This window comes from Curtobacterium sp. MCLR17_034, from assembly GCF_003234485.1.
Lineage (GTDB): Bacteria > Actinomycetota > Actinomycetes > Actinomycetales > Microbacteriaceae > Curtobacterium > Curtobacterium flaccumfaciens.
On record NZ_QKTH01000015.1, the window covers coordinates 75782 to 97164 of the forward strand.

The 21383-nt window shown below is 70.9% G+C and carries 17 protein-coding genes; 16 read left to right on the forward strand and 1 reads right to left on the reverse strand.

Translation table 11 applies throughout. The features are described from left to right. Positions 1-75 precede the first annotated feature (75 nt). The 12 genes from DEI98_RS14230 (at position 76) to mfd (ending at position 15245) form a co-directional block, all read left to right on the forward strand. Entirely contained in the window at positions 76-1431 is a 1356-nt protein-coding gene (locus DEI98_RS14230; protein ID WP_181438049.1) for an ABC transporter substrate-binding protein, read from the forward strand. After that, positions 1431-2453, forward strand: coding sequence for a carbohydrate ABC transporter permease (locus DEI98_RS14235; RefSeq protein ID WP_027464479.1), 1023 nt, complete (start codon positions 1431-1433; stop codon positions 2451-2453). Before DEI98_RS14230 ends, DEI98_RS14235 begins: the two co-directional genes overlap by 1 nt. Continuing rightward, on the forward strand, positions 2450-3409 hold the full coding sequence (locus DEI98_RS14240) for a carbohydrate ABC transporter permease (RefSeq protein WP_220037083.1): 960 nt from the start codon (positions 2450-2452) through the stop codon (positions 3407-3409). Before DEI98_RS14235 ends, DEI98_RS14240 begins: the two co-directional genes overlap by 4 nt. 156 nt (positions 3410-3565) lie before the next feature. Next, positions 3566-4402, forward strand: a complete 837-nt coding sequence (locus DEI98_RS14245) for a sugar phosphate isomerase/epimerase (protein WP_111101092.1) — start codon at positions 3566-3568, stop codon at positions 4400-4402. Then, positions 4399-5610: a Gfo/Idh/MocA family protein gene (locus DEI98_RS14250; protein WP_111101093.1), complete on the forward strand. Its 1212-nt coding sequence runs from the start codon at positions 4399-4401 to the stop codon at positions 5608-5610. Before DEI98_RS14245 ends, DEI98_RS14250 begins: the two co-directional genes overlap by 4 nt. Further along, a complete protein-coding gene (locus tag DEI98_RS14255; RefSeq protein ID WP_111101094.1) occupies positions 5607-6494 on the forward strand; it encodes a sugar phosphate isomerase/epimerase in 888 nt (295 codons plus the stop codon). The genes DEI98_RS14250 and DEI98_RS14255 overlap by 4 nt, the downstream gene beginning before the upstream one ends. Continuing rightward, complete coding sequence (locus DEI98_RS14260; RefSeq protein ID WP_110865041.1) at positions 6491-7774, forward strand: mannitol dehydrogenase family protein; 1284 nt, start codon at positions 6491-6493, stop codon at positions 7772-7774. The genes DEI98_RS14255 and DEI98_RS14260 overlap by 4 nt, the downstream gene beginning before the upstream one ends. Next, positions 7771-9123 (forward strand): D-mannonate dehydratase ManD, encoded by a 1353-nt coding sequence (gene manD, locus DEI98_RS14265; protein ID WP_246521547.1) that lies wholly within the window; start codon positions 7771-7773, stop codon positions 9121-9123. The genes DEI98_RS14260 and manD overlap by 4 nt, the downstream gene beginning before the upstream one ends. Before the next feature lie 31 nt (positions 9124-9154). Beyond that, positions 9155-10087, forward strand: coding sequence for a hypothetical protein (locus tag DEI98_RS18755; protein ID WP_181438050.1), 933 nt, complete (start codon positions 9155-9157; stop codon positions 10085-10087). Between the two features lie 230 nt (positions 10088-10317). Then, a complete protein-coding gene (locus DEI98_RS14275) occupies positions 10318-10941 on the forward strand; it encodes a 50S ribosomal protein L25/general stress protein Ctc (RefSeq protein ID WP_071405234.1) in 624 nt (207 codons plus the stop codon). 29 nt (positions 10942-10970) lie between these two features. Then, entirely contained in the window at positions 10971-11555 is a 585-nt protein-coding gene (pth, locus tag DEI98_RS14280) for an aminoacyl-tRNA hydrolase (protein WP_111101095.1), read from the forward strand. 81 nt (positions 11556-11636) lie between these two features. Next, complete coding sequence (gene mfd, locus DEI98_RS14285) at positions 11637-15245, forward strand: transcription-repair coupling factor (RefSeq protein WP_111101096.1); 3609 nt, start codon at positions 11637-11639, stop codon at positions 15243-15245. Positions 15246-15404: 159 nt separating this feature from the next. On the opposite strand, the gene nhaA is transcribed toward mfd, so the two are convergent. Next, complete coding sequence (gene nhaA / locus DEI98_RS14290; RefSeq protein WP_110865048.1) at positions 15405-16583, reverse strand: Na+/H+ antiporter NhaA; 1179 nt, start codon at positions 16581-16583, stop codon at positions 15405-15407. A 90-nt stretch (positions 16584-16673) separates the two neighbouring features. Between nhaA and DEI98_RS14295 the strand changes: the two genes are divergently transcribed. The 4 genes from DEI98_RS14295 to DEI98_RS14310 all read left to right on the forward strand — a co-directional run bounded on the left by DEI98_RS14295 (position 16674) and on the right by DEI98_RS14310 (position 21326). Further along, entirely contained in the window at positions 16674-17405 is a 732-nt protein-coding gene (locus DEI98_RS14295) for a MazG family protein (RefSeq protein WP_111101097.1), read from the forward strand. Positions 17406-17675: 270 nt separating this feature from the next. Then, on the forward strand, positions 17676-18920 hold the full coding sequence (gene hisS, locus DEI98_RS14300; protein ID WP_111101098.1) for a histidine--tRNA ligase: 1245 nt from the start codon (positions 17676-17678) through the stop codon (positions 18918-18920). 123 nt (positions 18921-19043) lie between these two features. Then, positions 19044-20327, forward strand: coding sequence for a phosphopyruvate hydratase (gene eno, locus DEI98_RS14305; RefSeq protein WP_027464494.1), 1284 nt, complete (start codon positions 19044-19046; stop codon positions 20325-20327). A gap of 465 nt (positions 20328-20792) precedes the next feature. Continuing rightward, a complete protein-coding gene (locus DEI98_RS14310; protein ID WP_111101099.1) occupies positions 20793-21326 on the forward strand; it encodes a septum formation initiator family protein in 534 nt (177 codons plus the stop codon). The last annotated feature ends 57 nt before the right edge of the window (positions 21327-21383 follow it).

Sequence of the window (21383 nt, forward strand, 5' to 3'; positions counted from 1 at the left end):
CGCATGTTGCCAACGGCGGAACAGTGGTGCCACCGAGCAGCGCCGCTCGGAGGAGGTCTCGAGGAGGAAACCCCCGTGAAGACGCGAAGACTGCAAGTCCGCACCCTCGTCGGTGCCGTCGCCGTGGTCGCCCTCACCGCACTGTCCCTGCAGGGATGTGCCGTGGTGAACGGCAGCGGCGACGACCCGAACACCCTCCGCGTGATGATGGGCGCGGACACCACCTACCCCAAGGAACGCAAGCAGTGGCAGCGGGACACCGCCGCCGAGTTCAAGCGCACGACCGGTGCGGACATCCAGTGGGAGACCTACTCGTCCGCGCAGGAGGAACTGACCGCGATCCAGACGAGCGTCATCTCCGGCCAGGGCCCCGACGTCTACGCGATCGGCACGACCTTCACCCCGACCGCGTACGCCACCGGTGCCTTCGTCGAGATGGGCACGAAGGAGTGGGACGCGATCGGCGGCAAGGACCAGTTCGACCCCGCGTCGTTCGGCATCTCCGGTCCGAGTGCGTCGAAGCAGATCGGGATCCCGTTCGCCAGCCGTCCGTTCGTGATGGCGGTGAACAAGGACCTGCTCGCCAAGGCGGGGATCACCGACATGCCCACGACGTGGGACGAGCTCACCGCCGACGCGAAGGCCACCACGGGTGACGGTCGCCACGGAATGGCGATCGCCTACGCCGACGGCTTCGACCCCTGGAAGTTCGTGTGGGGGATGGCCCAGAACGCCGGCAACACGATCGTCGACGGTTCGAAGGCCGAGATCGACAGCAAGGCCGTCGAGAACGCCTACCGCACCTACTTCGACTGGGTCACGAAGGACGGCGTCGTCGACCCGGCCGCGATCGGTTGGAACAACGCCCAGGCCCTCGCGCAGTTCATTGAGGGCAAGGCCGCGTTCTTCCCGATGACCACCACCACCGCCATCAACTCCTTCACGGACACCAAGGTCGACGGCAAGTACGAGTTCGCCCTGCTGCCCACCGTCCCGCCGGGGGCGTCCGAGCGGCCGTCCGACGGGATCGAGGCCGCCAGCATCCTGTCCGGCGACAACTGGGTCGTCGCCGACTACGGCACCAAGCAGGAGCTGTCGTTCGCGTTCGTCAAGCAGCTCAGCGCCCCGAAGGCCCAGCTCGAGTACTACGACCTGTTCGGCAACCTGCCGACCAACGCGTCGGCCGCCGCCGACCTGGCAGCCGACAACCCGCAGCTCAAGCCGATCATCGACGCCGGCCGCCTGTCCAAGCCGACCGCGTTCACCGGCGCCTGGTCCGACATCCAGCTCGCCCTGGTCGACGTGGTCGTGCAGTCGATCCCGTCGCTGAAGTCCGGCGAGGTCACCGACGACCAGCTCCGCAAGCGACTGCAGGACGCCCAGAAGGACGCCCAGGCCACCCTCGACCGTCAGAAGAACGGAGGTCTGTGATGACCAGCACGCAGACCAGGCCCCGCACCGACGCGGCGCCGCCCCGGCCGGTCCGCCCGGCCGGCAAGACGCCCCTCTACAAACGCGAGCGCCCGCTGTGGATGCTCCTGCCCGGCGGGGTCCTCATGCTCGCCGTCATCGTGGTGCCGCTCCTGGTGGGCTTCTGGATCGCGATGCTCGACCTCGACCAGTACACGCTCCGCCAGTGGTTCAGCGCTCCGTTCGTCGGGTTCGCCAACTTCACCGAGGCGTTCACGAACTCGCCGCTGCTGCACTCCATCTGGATCTCGGTGTCGCTGTCGGTGCTCGTCACCGCGGTGACCGTGCCGATCGGGGTCGCCGCCGCGATCTCGACGCAGAACCGGTTCCCCGGTCGCGGGCTCGTCCGATCGATCTACCTGATCCCGTACGTGCTCCCGGCATTCGTCGTCGGCACGTTCTTCCGCACGATGCTCCAGCCGCAGGGCGTCGTGAACTCGATCCTGCACACCGACGTGCTGTGGCTGAACGGCTCGGCGTCGTACTGGGCGCTCGCCGGCGTGATGATCTGGACGAGCTGGCCCTTCGTCTACCTGCTGTCCCTGGCCGGACTGCAGGCCGTGGACAACGAGGTGCACGAGGCCGCCGCGCTCGACGGGGTGACCTGGTGGGCGAAGCTGCGGTACATCATCTTCCCGTACCTGCGCGGACCCCTCAGCCTCGCGGTGATCATCTCGATCCTGCACAACATCAACAACTTCACGCTGCCGTTCGTGCTGTTCGGCATCCCGCTGCCGTCCAGCGTCGAGGTGATGCCCGTCCTGACGTACATCGCGAGCTTCCAGTCGTTCCGCTTCGGCCTGTCCGCAGCGATGGCGATCTGCTCGCTCGTGATCGTGGCGATCCCGCTGTTCGTCTACCTGCGGGCGGTCAAGCTCGACACCGGCGACGACGCCGGCCCCAACCGGAAGCAGCGTCGCGCCGACCGCGCCACGCTCGCCGCCGCCCCGACCGCCGCCGACATCGACGGAGCACGCGCATGACCACCCCGAGCACGTCCTTCAGCACCCGCACCCGCCCCACCGCGACGCTCACCGAGAGCATCACGACCGGCAACGGCGGGCGACGGAGCAAGCGTCCCTACGACACCGACGTCACCCGGCTGCTGCCGCGCTGGCTGCTCGTCACCGTCATCGCGGTGATCATCGCGTTCATCGCCGTCCCGGTGCTCTACATCCTGTTCGGCTCGGTCAACTCCGACGTCGCGGTCGCCCGCGGCGAGTACTTCCCGTCCGAGTTCACGCTGTCGAACTACGTGGACATCTGGTCGACGGTCGCCCTCGGCGAGGGACTGGTGAACTCGATGCTCACCGCCGGTGCCGTCGCCGTCGCGAGTGCCGCGCTCGCCGTGTCCACGGCCTACGTGCTCGTCCGGTTCCGGTTCCTCGGGCGGCTGACGATCCTGCGTGGGCTCCTCGCCCTGCAGTCGATCCCCGGCACGCTCCTGCTCCTGCCGGTCTTCGTGGTGTTCTCGAACATCGCCAGCGCCACCGGCGTGCAGATCATCGGCACCCGCTGGGGCCTGTTCGTCACCTACCTGACGTTCGCCCTGCCGTTCTCGACGTGGGTCATGGTCACCTACCTGCGCGGCCTGCCGAAGGAGCTCGAAGAAGCGGCGCGCATCGACGGCGCCAGCTCGACGAAGATCCTGACGAAGATCGTCCTCCCGCTGTCGTGGCCCGGCATCGTCGTGTCCGCGATCTTCGCCTTCCTGCTCGGCTGGAACGACGTCCTGTTCTCCACGATCATGACGACCCCGAACACCCGGACGGTCGCCGTGGTCCTGCAGGTGCTCGGCACCACCCAGGAGGGCGGCGCCGTCCCGATCTACGGCCAGATGATGGCCGCCTCGATCGTCTGCGCCGTCCCCGTCGTCGCCCTGTACCTGATCTTCCAGCGCTACCTGGTCGGCGGGCTCACCGCCGGCTCCGTCAAGTAGCGCTGTGCAGTCTGCCGACTTGTCCACAGACTGCCTGGAGGCGCGGTGCCAGCCCGCCCCGCGCCTCTCCCCACCGGCACGGCCGGTCCGCCGCTGGCGCGTCGCACCGGAACCGGCTGCGGGGGCCCGGCTGCTCCACCTCATGAAGGGAATGCAATGACCCAGCCCAGTTGGGAACTCTCCGGTTTCGGCGACGAGATCGACGCCGATCCGGTCGTCCAGGTCGCGGTCCTCCAGGCGCTCGGCGCGAGCGCCATCGAGGTCCGCAGCGCCTGGGGCGTCAACGTCGTCGACCTCGACGAGGACCAGCTCGCCGGACTCCACCGGCTGCTCGACGAGCGCGGGCAGACCGTGTCCGCGATCGCCTCGCCGATCGGCAAGGTGCCCGTCGACGAGCCCGTCGAGCACGAGGTGTCACGGCTCGCCCGTGCGATCCGTGCCGCGCACGCCCTCGGCACGACGAACATCCGGATCTTCTCGTTCTACTTCGAGGGCCGCACGCCCGACGACGTCCGCGACGACGTCCTCGTCCGGATGCGGGCGCTCGCCGACCTCGCCGAGCGCGAAGGGGTGACCCTGCTGCACGAGAACGAGAAGGACATCTACGGCGACGTCCCCGCGCGGGTGCTCGACATCGTCGAGAGCGTCGGGTCGCCGGCGCTCCGCCTGGCCTGGGACAACGCGAACTACGTGCAGTGCGGCGTCCGGCCCTTCACCGACGGCTGGGAGCAGCTCGCCCCGTACGTCGACTACCTGCAGGTCAAGGACGCCCTCGCCGCCGACTCGTCGGTGGTCCCCGCGGGCGAGGGTGACGGCGAACTGCTCCAGACCCTCACCGCGCTCTGCGACGCCGGCTACTCCGGGTACGCCTCGCTCGAGCCGCACCTCAGCGATTTCACCTCCCTCGGCGGGTTCTCCGGCCCCGCGGCCTTCGGTCGTGCCGGCCGGGCCTTCCGCACCCTCACCGACCAGATCGGAGTCACCCTGCGATGACCGAACCCACCAACCCGCTCCGCCTGGCCGTCGTCGGCGCCGGTGTCATCGGACGCCACCACGCCACCGTCGCCGTCCACCACCCCGACCTGCAGGTCATCGCCCTCGTCGACGCCGTGCCCGAAGCCGCCACGAGCGCAGCCGACGCAATCGAGGCGATGGGCGTCGCCCGCCCGATCACGACGTCCACCATCGAGGAGGCGATCGAACAGACCGACATCGACGTCGTCGCGATCTGCTCGCCGTCCGGCATGCACGTGCAGCTCGCCGAGGCCGCCCTGGCCGCCGGCAAGCACGTCGTCATCGAGAAGCCGCTCGACACCACGATGCCCCGGGCCCGGCAGATCGCGGCGCTCGCCGCAGACGCTCGTGACCGCGGGCTCGTCACGAGCGTCATCAGCCAGCACCGCTTCGACCCGGCGTCGGCAGCCGTCGCCCGGGCCGCGCACGACGGCGGGTTCGGCACCGTGACCTCGGGGCTCGCGAGCGTCGCGTGGTACCGGTCGCAGGGGTACTACGACTCCGGTGACTGGCGCGGCACCTGGGCGCTCGACGGCGGCGGCGCGGTGATGAACCAGGGCGTGCACACCGTCGACCTGCTCGTCTGGGCGCTCGGTCGTCCGGTCGAGATCTCCGCGCAGACCGGCCTGCTCGCGCACGACCGGATCGAGGTCGAGGACACCGCCGTCGCCACCGTCCGGTTCGCCGGCGGGGCGCTCGGGGTCGTTCACTGCACGACCGCCGCGTACCCGGGGCTCTCCGCCCGGTACGCCGTGTACGGCACGCACGGCTCCGCCATCGTCGACGACGACCGGCTCGCGTACTTCCACATCGCCCCGGACACCGCCACGCTCGAGTCCGCGTCCACCACGTCGAACGCCACCGCGGTCGCCGGTGCGGTCGACCAGAAGGACCAGATCGTCCCGCCCGAGCACGTCGTCGGCGGCCCGGCCGAACCCGACCACTTCGCCGCGGGGCACGCTCGGCAGTACACGGACATCGTCGACGCGATCCGGCAGGGCCGCGAACCGGGTGTCACCGTCGATGCGGCCCTCGTGTCGCTCGCCACCGTCCGCGGGCTCTACGTCAGCGCGACGCTCGGACACCCCGTGCGCATCGACGACGTGATCGAGGGGAAGTACGACGATGTGGTGCCGGTCGTCGGCACACCCGCCACCGCCAGCGCGACCGAAGGAGCCACCCGATGAAGTTCTCCGTGTTCACCGCCTCCACCCCCGACTGGACCCCGTCCGAAGCCGCCGAGACCCTGGCCGCACAGGGCTGGGACGGCATCGAGTGGCGCATCGTCGACGACCGCCCGGCCGACGGCGCCGAGGTCCCCGCCGAGCGGTCGTTCTGGGCGGGCAACAACTCGACGTGGCAGTACACCGGCATCCGCGACCGGGTCGGCGAGATCGCCCGGGTCACCGAAGCAGCCGGGCTCGAGTACTCGGGCATCGGCGGCTACCAGCCGGCTGCCGACCACGACGGCGTCGAGACCATGCTGCGCGTGACCAGCGAACTCGGCGCCCGGCAGGTCCGCGTCACGATGCCGCACTACCGTGCCGAGCAGGAACGCACCGGCGAGACCTACCCGCAGCTCTTCGACCGCACCCGCGCCGACCTCGAGTGGGTCGCGTCGCGTGCGTCGGAGCTCGGCGTGAAAGCACTCGTCGAGCTGCACCACATGACGATCACGCCGTCGGCCTCCGCGGCACTGCGACTGATCGACGGTCTCGACCCCGCACACGTCGGCGTCATCCACGACCTCGGCAACCTCGTGATCGAGGGGTACGAGGACCACCTCGCCGCGTTCGAACTGCTCGGGCCGTACCTGGCACACGCCCACGTGAAGAACGCCCGCTGGGTGGACACCGGCGACACCCGTGCCGACGGCAGTTCGATCTGGCAGCACGAGTGGGCACCCCTGCGCACCGGCCAGGCGTCGGTGTCCGAGTACCTCGACGCGCTCCGCCAGGTCGGGTACGACGGGTGGGTCACCATCGAGGACTTCTCCACCGACCTCCCGCTCGAGACCCGCACCGCCGACAACCTGGCGTACCTCCGCTCCCTCGTACCGGTGTCGGCATGACCGATCGGCGTCCGGGCATCGTCCACCTGGGGGTGGGCGCGTTCGCTCGTGCCCACCTCGCCTGGTACACCGCCCACACCACGGGGGAGCCGTGGGGCATCACCGCCTTCACCGGCCGCTCGCCCGCGGCCGCGGATGCGTTGGCCGCGCAGGACTGCCGGTACACGCTCGTCACCCGAGCCGCGTCCGGCGACGGAGCCGAGGTGGTCGACACGATCGTGGCCGCCCACCCGGGCAGCGACGACACGGCCTGGAGGCACGTGGTCGCGTCCCCCGAGACGACCATCGTCACGCTGACGGTCACCGAGCAGGGCTACCGGCCCGGTTCCGACGTGCCGTCGCGGCTGGTCGCGGGGCTCGACGCCCGCCGTGCCGCCGGCTCCGGGCGCATCGCGCTGGTCAGTCTCGACAACCTGACGCACAACGGGGCGGTCCTGCGGGACGCCGTGCTCGACGCCGTCACCGACGACGCCCTGCGCGACTGGATCGAGGCGAACGTCACGTTCCCGAGCTCGATGGTCGACCGGATCACCCCGGCCACCACCGACGACGACGTCGTGCGCCTCTCGGAACTGCCGGGTGCGCTCGCCGGAGACCGGGTCCCCGTCGTCACCGAGCCGTTCGCCGAGTGGGTGCTCGAGGACGCCTTCGACGGGATCGACCGCCCCGCGTGGGAGACCGCCGGGGTGCGCATCGTCGACGACGTCACCCCGTACGAGCAGCGGAAGCTCTGGCTGCTGAACGGCTCGCACTCGCTCCTCGCCTACCTGGGATTGCAGCTCGGCCACGACACCGTGGCCGAGGCGATGGACGACCCGGTCTGCCGCAGCGCCGTCGAGCAGCTCTGGGACGAAGCCGCGCTCGAGCTCCCGCTGCCCGAGGCCGAGGTCAGAGAAGCCCGCACGGCCCTGGTCGAACGGTTCGCCAACCCGCGCATCCGGCACACCCTGCGGCAGATCGCGTCCGGCGGCTCGCAGAAGCTGCCCGTCCGTGTCGTCGACGTCGTGCGGCACCGGCTCGCCCGCGACCCCTCGGCCGGCATCGGCACCGGAGCGGCCACCGCCCTCGCCGCATGGTGGTTGCACGTCACCGAGCAGTCCGACCTGGTGGACGACCCCGGTGCCCCGGGGCCAGACTCGGACGTGCACGACGTCCTGGCCGCCATCGCGCCCGAACTCGACACCACCCCCGTGGTCGCCGCCGTGACGGCGGCGGCCGACCGCATCCGCACCGCCGCGGCACGCGCCCGCGAACGCTCCAACGGAGGAGTCCACGCATGACCGACACGAACACCACGAACCCCGCGGCCCCGGTCCCCGGTGCCACCGACAGCGGGCCGGCCGAGACCACCGCCGGCCGTCCGGACACCTGGGCCTCGGCGGACCGCGGCCAGCTGATCGAGCGGGCCGAGGTCATCGTGACCAGCCCGAACCGGAACTTCGTGACGCTCAAGCTCACCACGGCCGACGGCGTCACCGGGCTCGGCGACGCCACCCTGAACGGCCGCGAGCTCGCGGTCTCCGCCTACCTGTCCGAGCACGTCGTCCCGCTGCTCGTCGGCCGTGACGCCAGCCGCATCGAGGACGCCTGGCAGTTCCTGTACCGGTCGTCGTACTGGCGCCGTGGTCCGGTCACCATGGCCGCGATCGCGGCCGTCGACATGGCCCTCTGGGACATCAAGGCGAAGGTCGCCGGGATGCCGCTGTACCAGCTGCTCGGCGGGGCATCGCGCACCGGGCTCATGGCGTACGGCCACGCCTCGGGCAAGGAGCTGCCCGAGCTGTTCGACTCCATCCGCGAGCACCAGGAAGAGGGCTACCGCTCGATCCGCGTGCAGACCGGTGTCCCCGGCCTCGAGTCCATCTACGGCATCGCGTCGAACAGGACCACCGAGGGCAACGCCGGAGTCCGCTACGACTTCGAGCCCGCCCAGCGCGGGGCGTACCCGGCGATGGAGGACTGGGACACCCGCGCCTACCTGCGCCACGTGCCCACCGTGTTCGAGGCCGTCCGCAACGAGTTCGGCCCCGAACTGCCGCTGCTGCACGACGGCCACCACCGGATGACCCCGCTGCAGGCCGCCAAGCTCGGCAAGTCGCTCGAGCCGTACGACCTGTTCTGGCTCGAGGACTGCACCCCCGCCGAGAACCAGGAGGCCCTGAAGCTCGTCCGGCAGCACACCACGACGCCGCTGGCGATCGGGGAGGTCTTCAACACCATCTGGGACTTCAAGGACATCATCCGCGATCAGCTCATCGACTACGTCCGCGGTGCCGTCACGCACATGGGCGGCGTCACCCCGCTCAAGAAGACGATGGAGTACGCGGCGCTGTACCAGGTCAAGTCCGGCTTCCACGGGCCGACCGACATCTCCCCGGTGGGGCTCGCCGCGCAGATGCACCTCGGGCTCGCGATCCACAACTTCGGCATCCAGGAGTACATGCAGCACGGACCGCAGACCAACCAGGTGTTCCACCAGACGTTCACGTTCACCGACGGCTACCTGCACCCGGGGGACGAGCCGGGCCTCGGGGTCAGCCTCGACGTCGACGAGGCCGGCAAGTACCCCTACGAGCAGGCGTACCTGCCGTTCAACCGCCTGGCCGACGGCACCGTCCACGACTGGTAGTACCCGGCATCCTGGCTGGCACAGTGGTCGCATGGAGTTCGCCGACGTCGCCAGGGAGCTGCTGCTCGTCGCGCCGCAGGACTTCGTCGCCGAGCGCACCGCACGGCAGCGCGCGGTGCGGAAGGACGACCGCGCCCTCGCTACGGCGATCGGGAAGCTCCGGAAGCCCTCACCGGCCGCCTGGGTGATCGACCTGCTCGCCCACGACGGTGCCCTCGACGACGCCGTCGACCTCGGACCGGCGCTCCGGAAGGCGCAGGCCGACGCCGACCCCGACGCGATCCGGACCCTCCGTCGGCAGCGCGCCGAGGTCGTCGACGCCCTCGCGCAGGCCGGTGCGGACCTGGCGTCCGACGCCGGACATCCCGTCACCCCGGCGGTGCTCGAGCAGGTCCGGTCGACGATCGAGGCGGCGATGGCGGATCCGCACGCCGGCGCGGCCGTCCGGTCGGGGCTGCTCGTGACGGCGCTCGAGAGCGTGGGGTTCGACGCGGTTGACCTCGACGGGGCGCTCGCGGATCCGGACGCGGTGCCCGATGCCTGGTCCGGCAGCGATGCCCCACCCATCCCCATCTCCCAGGCGAGGGGTGCGCGGAAGGCGAGCCGTGCCTCCAGGCCCGCGCAGCGTGACGCTCCGGAACCGGACGCCGAACCCGAACCCGAACCCGAACCCGAACCCGAACCCGAACCGAAGCGCGACCCGGCTGCCGACCGGAAGGCCGCGCGCCAGGCCGAGACCGCAGCGCGCACGGAGTCCCGCGATGCCGACGCCGCACTCGACACCGCCGAGGCCGATCTCGAACAGGCGGAGGAGCGCCGCGCGGAGCTCCAGCGTGCCCTCGAGCAGGCCGAGGCCGAGATCACCCGGCTCGAGGCAGCCCGCGACGACGCTGAGGCGGCGAGCGACCGGGCGCGCGACGTCCTCCACGCCGCGCAGGAGCACCGGCGGGAGGTCGGCCGCTGAGCGTCGTCGCAGCCGGAGCGGGCAGATCACGGGACGACACGCCCGGACGGCCCTGCTAGACTCAATCCCTGACTTCGGCGAGGGCTGCGTACGCGCGGCCGTGATCGACGCGGTGGGATACCCGGCAAGACCCTGGGATCGTTCCTCACGCGTGCACGCGTTCGAGTTGCAACACCACAGACCCCCACGATGCCGGCACCCCGGCGTCGTCCCCGACACCAGGAGGCACCATGGCCGACTACACCAAGCTCGCAGCGGAAGTCCGCACCAAGTTCGGCAAGGGCGCTGCTCGCAAGCTCCGCGCGGCCGACAAGATCCCCGCGGTCGTCTACGGCCACGGCACCGAGCCGAAGCACATCTCGCTGCCCGGTCACGAGACCATGCTGCTCGTCCGTACCGCCAACGCGGTCGTCGACCTCGACATCGAGGGTGCTGCGCAGCTCGCCCTCGTCAAGGACGTCCAGCGTGACCCGGTGCGCCAGATCATCGAGCACATCGACCTCGTGGTCCTCCGCCGCGGCGAGAAGGTCACGGTCGACGTGCCCGTCGTCATCGAGGGCGAGTCCTTCTCCGGCACCATCCACGTGCAGGACCTCAACACGATCTCGCTGCTCGTGCTCGCCACCGACATCCCGGAGCACGTCTCCGTGAACGTCGAGGGCCTCGAGGACGGCGTGCAGATCCACGCCGCGCAGCTCGAGCTCCCCGAGGGCGCCGAGCTCGAGACCGACCCCGAGGCGCTGGTCGTCGCGATCGTCACCCCGCGTGGCACCGCTGACGACGACGCTGCGGACGAGGCCTCGGCCGAGGCCGGCGCCGAGTCGGGTGCCGAGGGCGCCGCGGACTCCGAGTAACACCCCTTCGAAGACATCTGGTCGACGCTGTGACGGATCGAATCCTCGTGGTGGTCGGGCTCGGGAACCCCGGGCCCGACTACGCCGGCAACCGCCACAACGTCGGCCAGATGGTCCTCGACGAACTCGCCTCCCGCATGGGAGCGACGTTCAAGAAGCACAAGACGCCGAACCAGGTCGCCGAGGGGCGCCTGGTGCCCGGCGGCACCCGACTCGTGCTGGCGAAGCCCGGGTCGTTCATGAACACCTCGGGCGGACCGGTCTCCTCGGTGCTCGGGTTCTACAGCGCCACCCCGGCCGACCTCGTCGTCGTGCACGACGAGCTCGACCTGCCGTTCGACACCGTCCGCCTGAAGGGCAGTGGCGGGCACGGTGGGCACAACGGGCTGCGCGACATCATCAAGGCCACCGGGACGAACGAGTTCATGCGCGTCCGGGTCGGCATCGGGCGTCCGCCCGGTCGGCAGGACCCGGCCGACTACGTGCTGCGTGACTTCTCCGCAGCCGAGAAGAAGACGCTGCCGATCCTGCTGGCCGACGCCGCGGACGCGGTACAGGCGATCGCCGAGGTCGGGCTGCTCGCCGCACAGCAGCGCGTGCACGCTCCGTCCTGAGCGCTCCGTGCCGGGCGTCGCGCTGTTCGCCCGTCGCGCACGTCGCGGCCGGTGTCGGTGGCGGCCGGTACCATCTCCTGAGTGACGATCTCGGGCATCATCCCTGCGCTCTCGCGCGCCTCCGCCTTCGATCGCGTGCTGCGCGCCGCACCGCGCGACGCCGACTTCTCCGTCGTGGACGGCCTGCGCGTGCCGCTGCTCGGCGCGCTGCTCGCCGAGCGCAACGGCCCGCAGTGCGTCCTCGTCATCACGGCGACCGGGCGTGAAGCCGAGGCGGTCCGCGAAGCGTTCGGCAGCTACGTCCCCGGCGCCGACGTGCTCGAGTTCCCGGCGTGGGAGACCCTGCCGCACGAACGCCTCAGCCCGAGTGCCCAGACCGTCGGCACGCGGATCGCGACGCTCCGGAAGCTCGCGGCGTGGCAGGCGGCGGACCCGGCCGAGCGCCGCCAGACCATCGTCGTCGCGAGCGTCCGCGCCGCGCTGCAGCCGATCGCGAGCAACCTGACGTCCCTGGCGCCCGTGGTGCTGCGGACCGACTCGCGGGGCAACGACCTGGCTGCGATCGCGTCCCAGCTGGTGGACCTCGCCTACTCGCGTGTCGACCTCGTCACCCGCCGTGGTGAGTTCGCGGTGCGCGGTGGCATCCTCGACGTCTTCCCGCCGACGGCCGACCACCCGGCACGCGTCGACTTCTTCGGCGACGAGATCGAGGCGATCAAGGCGTTCTCCGTCGCCGACCAGCGCACGACCGAGGACGACCTCGGCTCGGTCGAGCTGACCGCCTCGCGCGAGCTCCTGCTCAGCGACGACGTCCGGCAGCGGGCGCGCGAGATGCTGCACGAGTTCCCGAACCTGTCGCAGATGCTCGCGAAGATCGCCGAGGGCATCCCGGTCGAGGGCATGGAGTCCCTCGCCCCGGCGCTCGTGCAGGACCTCGTGCCGATGACCTCCTACCTGCCGGACGACGCCACCATCGCGGTGTTCTCGCCCGAGCGGGTGAACGGCCGCGCGAACAGCCTCGCCGAGACGAACACCGAGTTCCTGCAGGCGGCCTGGAGCGCAGCGGTCGCCGGTGCCCAGGCGCCGATCGACCTCGACGCGGGCAACTTCCTGACCGTGCAGCAGCTCAAGAACACCCGGGGGCAGCGCACCTGGTGGACGGTCTCGCCGTTCGACTCCGGCCTCGACGAAGGGGACACCGAGCGCGTCCTCACCGACGCCGAGGCCGCTGCCGAGGCCGGCGAGTACATCCGCGTCCGGGCCGAGGCCGTCCCGAGCTTCGCCGGCAGCGCCGACGGGGCGATCGCGCACGTCAAGTCGCTGACCGACGACGGGTGGGCCGTCGTGGTGACCGCGCAGGGCCAGGGCCTCGTCGAGCGTGCGGTGCAGGTGCTCGCCGACGCCGGGGTCGCCGCCCGTGCCGCAGCGGTCGACGCGCCGCCCGAGCCGGGGTTCGCCGTCGTGACGACCGCGACCGTCGAGCACGGCTTCGCGATCCCCGACCCCCGCATCGCGGTCCTGAGCGAGGCGGAGTTCTACGGCCGCAGCGTCCAGCAGGGCGCCCGCACCGTCAAGAAGCTCGCGAGCCGCCGCAAGAACGTCGTCGACCCGCTGCAGCTCAAGCCGGGCGACGTCGTCGTGCACGCGACCCACGGCATCGGCAAGTTCGTCGAGCTCGTCAGCCGCGAGGTCTCCAGCGGCGGCCGCAACGCCGTGAAGACGCAGCGCGAGTACCTCGTGCTCGAGTACGCGCCGTCGAAGCGCAACTACCCGGGCGACAAGCTCTTCGTGCCGACCGACCAGCTCGACCAGCTGTCGCGCTACGTCGGTGGCGAGTCCCCGACCCTGTCGAAGATGGGCGGATCGGACTGGTCCGCCGCCAAGTCGAAGGCCCGCAAGGCCGTCCGCGACATCGCCGTCGACCTGGTCAAGCTGTACTCGGCGCGGATGGCGTCGAAGGGGCACGCGTTCGGCCCGGACACCCCGTGGCAGCGCGAGCTGGAAGAGGCGTTCCCGTTCGCCGAGACCGCCGACCAGCTCACCACGATCGACGAGATCAAGCGCGACATGGAACGCCCGATCCCGATGGACCGCCTGCTGTCCGGTGACGTCGGCTACGGCAAGACCGAGGTCGCGATCCGTGCCGCGTTCAAGGCCGTGCAGGACGGCAAGCAGGTCGTCATGCTCGTCCCGACGACCCTGCTCGTCCGCCAGCACATGGAGACGTTCCAGGAGCGCTTCGCCGGGTTTCCCGTGCACCTGCGCGCCCTGAGCCGGTTCCAGACCGAGAAGGAGTCGAAGGAGACGATCGCCGGGCTCGCCGACGGCACGGTCGACATCGTCATCGCGACCCACCGGATCCTGTCGCAGGGCATCACCTTCAAGGACGTCGGGCTCGTCATCATCGACGAGGAACAGCGGTTCGGGGTCGAGCACAAGGACCAGCTCAAGAAGTTCAAGACGAACGTCGACGTCCTGGCAATGTCGGCGACCCCGATCCCGCGCTCGCTCGAGATGGCGGTCACGGGCATCCGCGAGATGTCGACCCTGGCCACCCCGCCCGAGGACCGCCACCCGATCCTGACCTTCGTCGGCCCGCAGTCCGACCTGCAGGTGGCGGCGGCGATCCGCCGCGAGCTGCTGCGCGAGGGCCAGGTGTTCTACGTGCACAACCGCGTGAAGGACATCCAGTCGGTCGCCGCGCACCTGGCCGAGATCGTGCCGGACGCCCGCATCGCCGTGGCGCACGGGCAGATGTCGGAGACCGCCCTCGAGCAGGTCATGGTCGACTTCTGGGAGCGCCGCTTCGACGTCCTCGTCTCGACGACGATCATCGAGACGGGCCTGGACATCGCGAACGCGAACACGCTCATCATCGACAAGGCGGACAAGTACGGCCTGTCGCAGCTGCACCAGCTGCGCGGTCGTGTCGGCCGCGGGCGGGAGCGCGGGTACGCGTACTTCCTCTACGACTCCGACAAGCCGCTCTCCGAGACCGCCCAGGACCGCCTCGAGACCATCGCCGCGAACAACGAGCTCGGCGCGGGCATGCAGGTCGCCATGAAGGACCTCGAGATCCGCGGGGCCGGCAACCTGCTCGGCGGGGAGCAGTCCGGCCACATCGCGGGCGTCGGGTTCGACCTGTACCTGCGGATGATCGGCGAGGCGGTGTCGCAGTTCCGTGGCGACGTCGCCGAGGGGCAGACCGAGCTCCGGCTCGAGATCCCCGTCGACGCGCACATCCCCGAGGACTACGTCGAGTCCGAGCGACTCCGGCTCGAGGCGTACCAGAAGCTCTCGGCGGCCTCGGCCCCGACGGCCCAGCCGAACGCGATCGACATGGTGCTCGACGAGCTCACCGACCGCTACGGGCAGCCGCCGCAGGCCGTGCAGACCCTGGTCGAGGTCTCCCGCCTCCGTCGCATGGCGCAGCAGGTCGGCCTGTCCGACGTCGTGGTGATGGGCTCGAACCTGCGGGTCGCCGGCAAGGAACTCGCCGACTCGTCGCAGGTGCGCCTGAAGCGCATGTTCCCGGGTGCGCGCTGGTTCCCGCAGCAGAACGCGACGAGCATCCCGATGCCGCGTCCGCACGACCAGGCGCTGCCGGACGATGCCCTCATCCAGTGGGTGGAGAGCATCCTCACCGCCGTCTACGGGGCGACGACCCCCGCAGAGGCGCCGGCCGCGTAGACGCGAGCGGAGACGGACAGGAGGCACGTTGCGGGCCCGCACCGTGCCTCCAGGCCGTCCGTGGCCACGTCCACAGCGCGCGCGCCGTTCGCGACGATCCACGCGTCGAACGACGCGTGCCCTGTCGCGGAACGGGTGTGAACCCCGGCCCGCGACCCGCTACTCGGTGTCCTCGGCCTCGGACAGCTCGCGGCGCGCGCGGTACGCCCGCGCTCGCAGGGTGACGACGACCGCCGACGCGACGATGGCGATGCCCGAGCCGACGAGCACGGCGAGGACGCCCTCGTCGAGGATCTCCTCGTTGCGGGCGAACGCCAGCTCGTTCATGAGCAGGGACACCGTGAACCCGATGCCGCCGAGCACGCCGACGGTGATGATCGAGAAGAACGACAGCGACGAGCGGCCGGGCGAGCGGAAGATCCGCGTGGCGATCGTGCCGAACAGCGTGATGCCGATCACCTTGCCGACCGGCAGCGCGAGGACGACCGCCCAGAACGTGGGGGAGAGCTCGCTGATGCCGACCGAGGGGATGATGACGGCAGCCGACGCGAACGCGAACACCGGCAGCACGATGGCGTTCGACCACGGCTCGACGTTCTCGTGCAGGGTGTGGCCCGGGCGGCGGGGCAGCACGAGCCCGAGGGCGACGCCGGCGATGGTGGCGTGCACACCGGAGTGGTAGACGAGCCACCAGGTCAGGAGCCCGACCACGACCATCGCCACGATGATCAACGTCTGCCCGCTGCGCCCCGGACGGAGCATCCGGCCGAGCAGCCAGAACACCGCGAGGGTGACGACAGCGCCCGCGAGGGCCAGGAAGTCGGTGTCGTGCGCGAACACCACGGCGATGATGATGATCGCGATGAGGTCGTCGAGCACGGCCAGCGCGAGCAGGAACACCCGGATGCCGCTCGGCAGCCCGCGACCGAACATGGCGAGCACCCCGAGCGCGAACGCGATGTCCGTCGCCGTCGGGATCGGCCAACCGTGCGTGTACTGCGTGCCCGCGGTGACGAGCAGGAAGATGCCGGCCGGGACGAGCACGCCGCCGACCGCCGCGATGGCGGGGATGATCGCGGTCTTGGGGTTCGACAGCTCGCCGTCGACGAGTTCCTGCTTGAGCTCGATCGCGACGAGCAGGAAGAAGACCGCGAGCAGCCCGTCGCTGATCCAGTGCGCGATCGACAGGTCGAGGCCGAGGGCACCGAGCGGCAGGTGCGCGTCGAGCAGCCGTTCGAGGCCGGGGCCGATCGGGGAGTTCGCCACGACCAGGCCGAGCACGGCGGCGGTGAGGAGCGCGATGGCGCTGAAGCGGGGGGAGCGGACGAGGGACGACATGGATCTCCGTCTCGAGGGGTCGGGTGAGTGTCCGTCGACCAGACTTCCCGACACACCACGACCAGTCTACGCGGGTGGCACGATGACCTGATGACCGCCGTACCGGACCTCGTCACCGTCGTCGACCGCCTGCTCGCCGAGGACGGCGGGTGCGTCTGGAACCGGGCGCAGACCCACGCCTCGCTTGCCCGCTACGCCGTCGAGGAGTCGTACGAACTCGTCGACGCCATCGACGACGGCGACCCGGACGACGTCCGCGAGGAACTCGGCGACCTGCTCTACCAGGTGGTCCTGCACGCGGGGATCGCTGCCCGCGCGGGGGACTTCACCCTCGAGGACGTCGCCGCCGGGGTCCGGGACAAGATGACCAGGCGGCACCCGCACGTCTTCGGCGACGAGACCGCGGACACCGTCGAGGACGTCGTGCGGGTCTGGCGTGCGGCCAAGGCGGCCGAGAAGGCGAGTCGGCGGAGTGCGTTCGACGGGGTGCCGCGGGCGATGCCGCCGCTGGAGCGCGCGGTGAAGCTGCTGGAACGCCTGGAGGAACGTGGGGACGCCGACGCAGTCGTCGCGTCCGTCGTCGGGGCCGGTTCCGGCGTCGGGTTCGGGGCTGGGGCCGGGTTCGGCTCCGGCGCCGGCCTGGAGGCCCGTGGTGCGTCCGCCCTGCCCGCTGCGGACGACGGGGTGGGCACGGTCGACGCCGAGTGGGGGCGGGCGGTGCTCGGGGAGGTCGCGGCTGCGGCGGGACGCGGGGTGGACGCGGTCGCGAGTCTGCGTGCCGCGGTGTCGGCGCTCGAGGAGGCCGGTCGCGCCGTGGAGTGATCCCCGGTCGGGAGATCGCTCCGGGCAGGGGAGAACGGGCGCCCTCCCAACCCGAAAAAGAGAGGGCGCCCGTGAGCGGGCGTCGGCTCCACCAGGGAGAGGGGCCGACAGGGAAGCCCGCTCGAACCGCGGGACGCACTGCAGCACGTCGCCCCGCGAATCGGTCCGGAGCGTGGATCAGGCACGATCCGGACCGAGGTTCTGCATGCAGTATGCCAGTGGGTCGGCAGGCGCGCAAGCCGGAGACGCCCGTCTGCCAGAATTGACCGCATGGCAACGACCGTGACGGCACCCCGTGGCATGCGTGACTTCCTCCCGGCGGACAAGGCCCGGCGCGAGCACGTGCTCGGTGTCGTGCGGGACGTCTACTCGCGGCACGGTTTCGACGAGATCGAGACCCCGGTGGTGGAGGACGCTGCGCGGCTGCACTCCGGGCTCGGCGGTGACAACGAGAAGCTGGCGTTCGCGGTGATGAAGCGCGGGCTCACCACCGAGGACCTGCAGGCGGCCGAAGCGCCGTTGGACCTCGCCGACCTCGGTCTCCGGTTCGACCTGACGGTCCCGCTGGCCCGGTTCTACGCCTCGCACCGTGCGGAGCTGCCGTCGGTGTTCCGATCCGTGCAGATCGCGCCGGTCTGGCGTGCCGAGCGCCCGCAGAAGGGCCGCTACCGCCAGTTCGTGCAGTGCGACATCGACATCCTGGGGGAGCCCGGGCAGCTCGCCGAGATCGAGCTCATCCGCGCGACGACCGCGGCCCTCGACGCCCTCGGGGTCCGCGGCACGACGATCCGGATCAACGACCGCCGGATCCTGCTGGCGCTCCTCGCGTCGTGGGGGATCACCGAGCCCGCCGCCGCGGACCGCGCGCTCATCACGATCGACAAGCTCGACAAGATCGGCGCGGACGGCGTCGCGGCGGAACTCCGCAGCACCGTGGGCGCCGACCTGACCGGGCTCGAGGACACCATCCGTGCGCTCGAGGCCGCCGACTGGACGTCGGTCGAGGGGGCGCCGTGGCTCGACGCCGAGGCCTTCGCCGACCTGCTCCGACTGCGCGAGGCGCTCCCCGGGGTGGACCTGCGCTTCGACCCGACGCTCGTGCGCGGCATGGGCTACTACACGGGCACGATCTTCGAGGTCGCGCACCCGGACTTCGGCTACAGCCTCGGTGGCGGCGGCCGGTACGACGGGATGATCGGCCGGTTCCTCGGGCAGGACGTCCCCGCGGTCGGGTTCTCGCTCGGGTTCGAGCGGCTCGTCGACCTCGTGACCCTCCCGGAGTCCGCCGAGGCCGACGCCGTCGTGCTCGTGTACGACAAGGACGTCGACCCGGTCCGGCTCGCCGCGCTGAAGACCGAAGCGCTGGCGTCCCACCGACGCGTCCGGCTCGAGCGCCGCACGAAGAACACGAAGAACCTGCTCGCCGGCCTCGCCGCCCAGGGCTTCACGGCGTTCGCGACCGTCTCGGCGGACACCGCGTCGCTCGAGGGCGTCGAGTTCCGCCCGCTCGACTGAGCACCCAGTCCTCGTTCCAGCACGGACTCGTCCACAGCGGGGCGTCACGGCCGACGTCGTGTTCACCTCCGCTCGCTAGGATCGACACCGCAATCACCACAACCAATGTGTAGGGAGTACCCCGTGGCCCTGATCGATGCCGTAGGCGCACGCGAAGTCCTCGATTCCCGAGGCAACCCGACGGTCGAGGTCGAGGTCCTCCTCGACGACGGCGTCGTGTCCCGCGCGCTCGTCCCGTCCGGTGCATCCACCGGCGCGTTCGAGGCGTACGAGCTGCGCGACGGCGACGCCTCGCGCTACGGCGGCAAGGGCGTGCTCAAGGCCGTCGACGCCGTCCTCGACGAGATCGGCCCGGCGCTCGAGGGCTTCGACGCCACCGACCAGCGCCTCGTCGACGCCGCGCTCATCGAGCTCGACGGCACCGAGAACAAGTCCCGCCTCGGCGCGAACGCGATCCTCGGTGCCTCGCTCGCCGTGGCCCGTGCTGCAGCCGACTCGGTCGACCTGCCGCTCTTCCGCTACCTCGGCGGCCCGAACGCGCACACGCTGCCCGTCCCGCTGATGAACGTCGTCAACGGTGGTGCCCACGCGGACACCAACGTCGACATCCAGGAGTTCTTCCTGGTGCCCTACGGCGCCGAGTCCTTCTCCGAGGCACTCCGCTGGGGCGTCGAGACCTACCACGCCCTCAAGGGCGAGCTGAAGAAGCAGGGCCTGGCCACCGGCCTCGGCGACGAGGGTGGCTTCGCGCCGGAGCTCGCGTCGAACCGCGCGGCGCTCGACTTCCTGCTCACCGCGATCGAGAAGGCCGGCTACACGCCCGGCAAGGACATCGCCGTCGGCCTCGACGTCGCGTCCACTGAGTTCTTCTCGGACGGCAAGTACCAGTTCGAGGGCAAGCAGCTCTCGAGCCAGGAGTTCACCTCCTACTTCGCCGAGCTCGTCGCGAACTACCCCCTCGTCACCATCGAGGACCCGCTGGCCGAGGACGACTGGGAGGGCTGGTCGCACCTGACCGCCGAGCTCGGCGACAAGGTCCAGATCGTCGGCGACGACCTGTTCGTCACCAACCCGAAGCGTCTGCAGCGGGGCATCGACGAGAAGGCCGCGAACTCGATCCTCGTCAAGGTCAACCAGATCGGCACGCTCACCGAGACGCTCGACGCGGTCTCGCTCGCGCACCGTCACGGCCTGACCTCGATCCTGTCGCACCGCTCCGGCGAGACCGAGGACACCACGATCGCGGACATCGCGGTCGCGGTCGACGGTGGTCAGATCAAGACCGGCGCCCCGGCCCGCTCGGACCGCGTCGCGAAATACAACCAGCTGCTCCGCATCGAGGAAGAGCTCGGCGACGCCGCGGTGTACGCCGGTCGCTCGGCCTTCCCGCGCGCCGCGTCGCTGTAACCAGTCGCTCAGCAGTACCCGCACCACCGAGACGCCGTCCTCCTCCAGGAGGGCGGCGTCTCGTCGTCTGTGCCGCCCCGGAGCGCCGAGCGGTCGGGACGTGCCGCGCGCGCTGCGTCGAGTGGTCGCGAGTCGTCGGCTGGCCCGGGCCCGGCCGACAGGACGTGACCACCGGACGTGCGCCGGGCGGTGTGTGGTGACCACTCCGGGTGCGGGGCGGACGGACGGGCCGGAGCCGTGCCTCCCGGCTGCCTCGATCGGACCCGGACCCGCCCGCCGTCGGCGTGACGCCGTCGTGTCAGCCTGACGCCGCGAAGTCCGTGAGACGCCGCCGAATCCGGAGGCGTCTCGAGGAGACGACGGCGTCTTCTGCTGGGCAGCACCGTGGGACGCGAGACGCTGAGAGGGCGCCGAACGGCCGCGTGCCGGGCGGCCCGACCGACCGTGCCGGGTTATCGTCGGACCGTGCCCAGCCAGAAGCCCCGCGTCCGCCGCGTCCCCGTGGCGATGCCCGACGGCAGCACACCCGCGCAGCCCTGGTACCGCTCGATCCACTTCTCCGGGTTCAGCCTGCTCATGCTCGCGATCATCGTGCTCTTCGTGGTGGTGCTCGCGCCGTCGCTCCGGACGCTCATCCAGCAGCAGGAGCAGATCGCCCAGCAGCAGCAGGAGGTCGCGAGCCAGAAGGCCGACGTCACGCAGAAGAAGAAGGACGTCGTACGCTGGGACGACCCGGCGTACATCGAGGCGCAGGCTCGTGACCGACTGCTCTACGTGTACCCGGGCGAGGAGAGCTACCTCGTGATGGGCACCGAGGACAAGCCGGCCGAGAAGACCCCCACCACCGACTCCGGCACCCCCGTGAGCGCGAAGGTGCAGACGCCCAAGGTCGACTGGGTGCAGGCCATGCTCTCGTCGGTGCTGCAGTCCGGGCTCACCGACGAGCGGGCAGCCGACCTCGTCGCCCCCGACGTCTCCGGCACGGGCGACAGCAAGTAGTCCGAACCGCGCGGCGCGGAGCCGTCCGGCCCGACGGTGCGAGGGGTTCCGCTTCTC

Bases quoted from the DNA above. Each gene is read 5' to 3' on its own strand.
- manD (WP_246521547.1), top strand. From the start codon at position 7,771: ATGACCGACACGAACACCACGAACCCCGCGGCCCCGGTCCCCGGTGCC.
- DEI98_RS14235 (WP_027464479.1), top strand. From the start codon at position 1,431: ATGACCAGCACGCAGACCAGGCCCCGCACCGACGCGGCGCCGCCCCGG.
- DEI98_RS14275 (WP_071405234.1), top strand. From the start codon at position 10,318: ATGGCCGACTACACCAAGCTCGCAGCGGAAGTCCGCACCAAGTTCGGC.
- DEI98_RS18755 (WP_181438050.1), top strand. From the start codon at position 9,155: ATGGAGTTCGCCGACGTCGCCAGGGAGCTGCTGCTCGTCGCGCCGCAG.
- DEI98_RS14260 (WP_110865041.1), top strand. From the start codon at position 6,491: ATGACCGATCGGCGTCCGGGCATCGTCCACCTGGGGGTGGGCGCGTTC.
- DEI98_RS14245 (WP_111101092.1), top strand. From the start codon at position 3,566: ATGACCCAGCCCAGTTGGGAACTCTCCGGTTTCGGCGACGAGATCGAC.
- nhaA (WP_110865048.1), bottom strand. From the start codon at position 16,583: ATGTCGTCCCTCGTCCGCTCCCCCCGCTTCAGCGCCATCGCGCTCCTC.
- DEI98_RS14255 (WP_111101094.1), top strand. From the start codon at position 5,607: ATGAAGTTCTCCGTGTTCACCGCCTCCACCCCCGACTGGACCCCGTCC.
- DEI98_RS14250 (WP_111101093.1), top strand. From the start codon at position 4,399: ATGACCGAACCCACCAACCCGCTCCGCCTGGCCGTCGTCGGCGCCGGT.
- DEI98_RS14240 (WP_220037083.1), top strand. From the start codon at position 2,450: ATGACCACCCCGAGCACGTCCTTCAGCACCCGCACCCGCCCCACCGCG.
- DEI98_RS14295 (WP_111101097.1), top strand. From the start codon at position 16,674: ATGACCGCCGTACCGGACCTCGTCACCGTCGTCGACCGCCTGCTCGCC.
- hisS (WP_111101098.1), top strand. From the start codon at position 17,676: ATGGCAACGACCGTGACGGCACCCCGTGGCATGCGTGACTTCCTCCCG.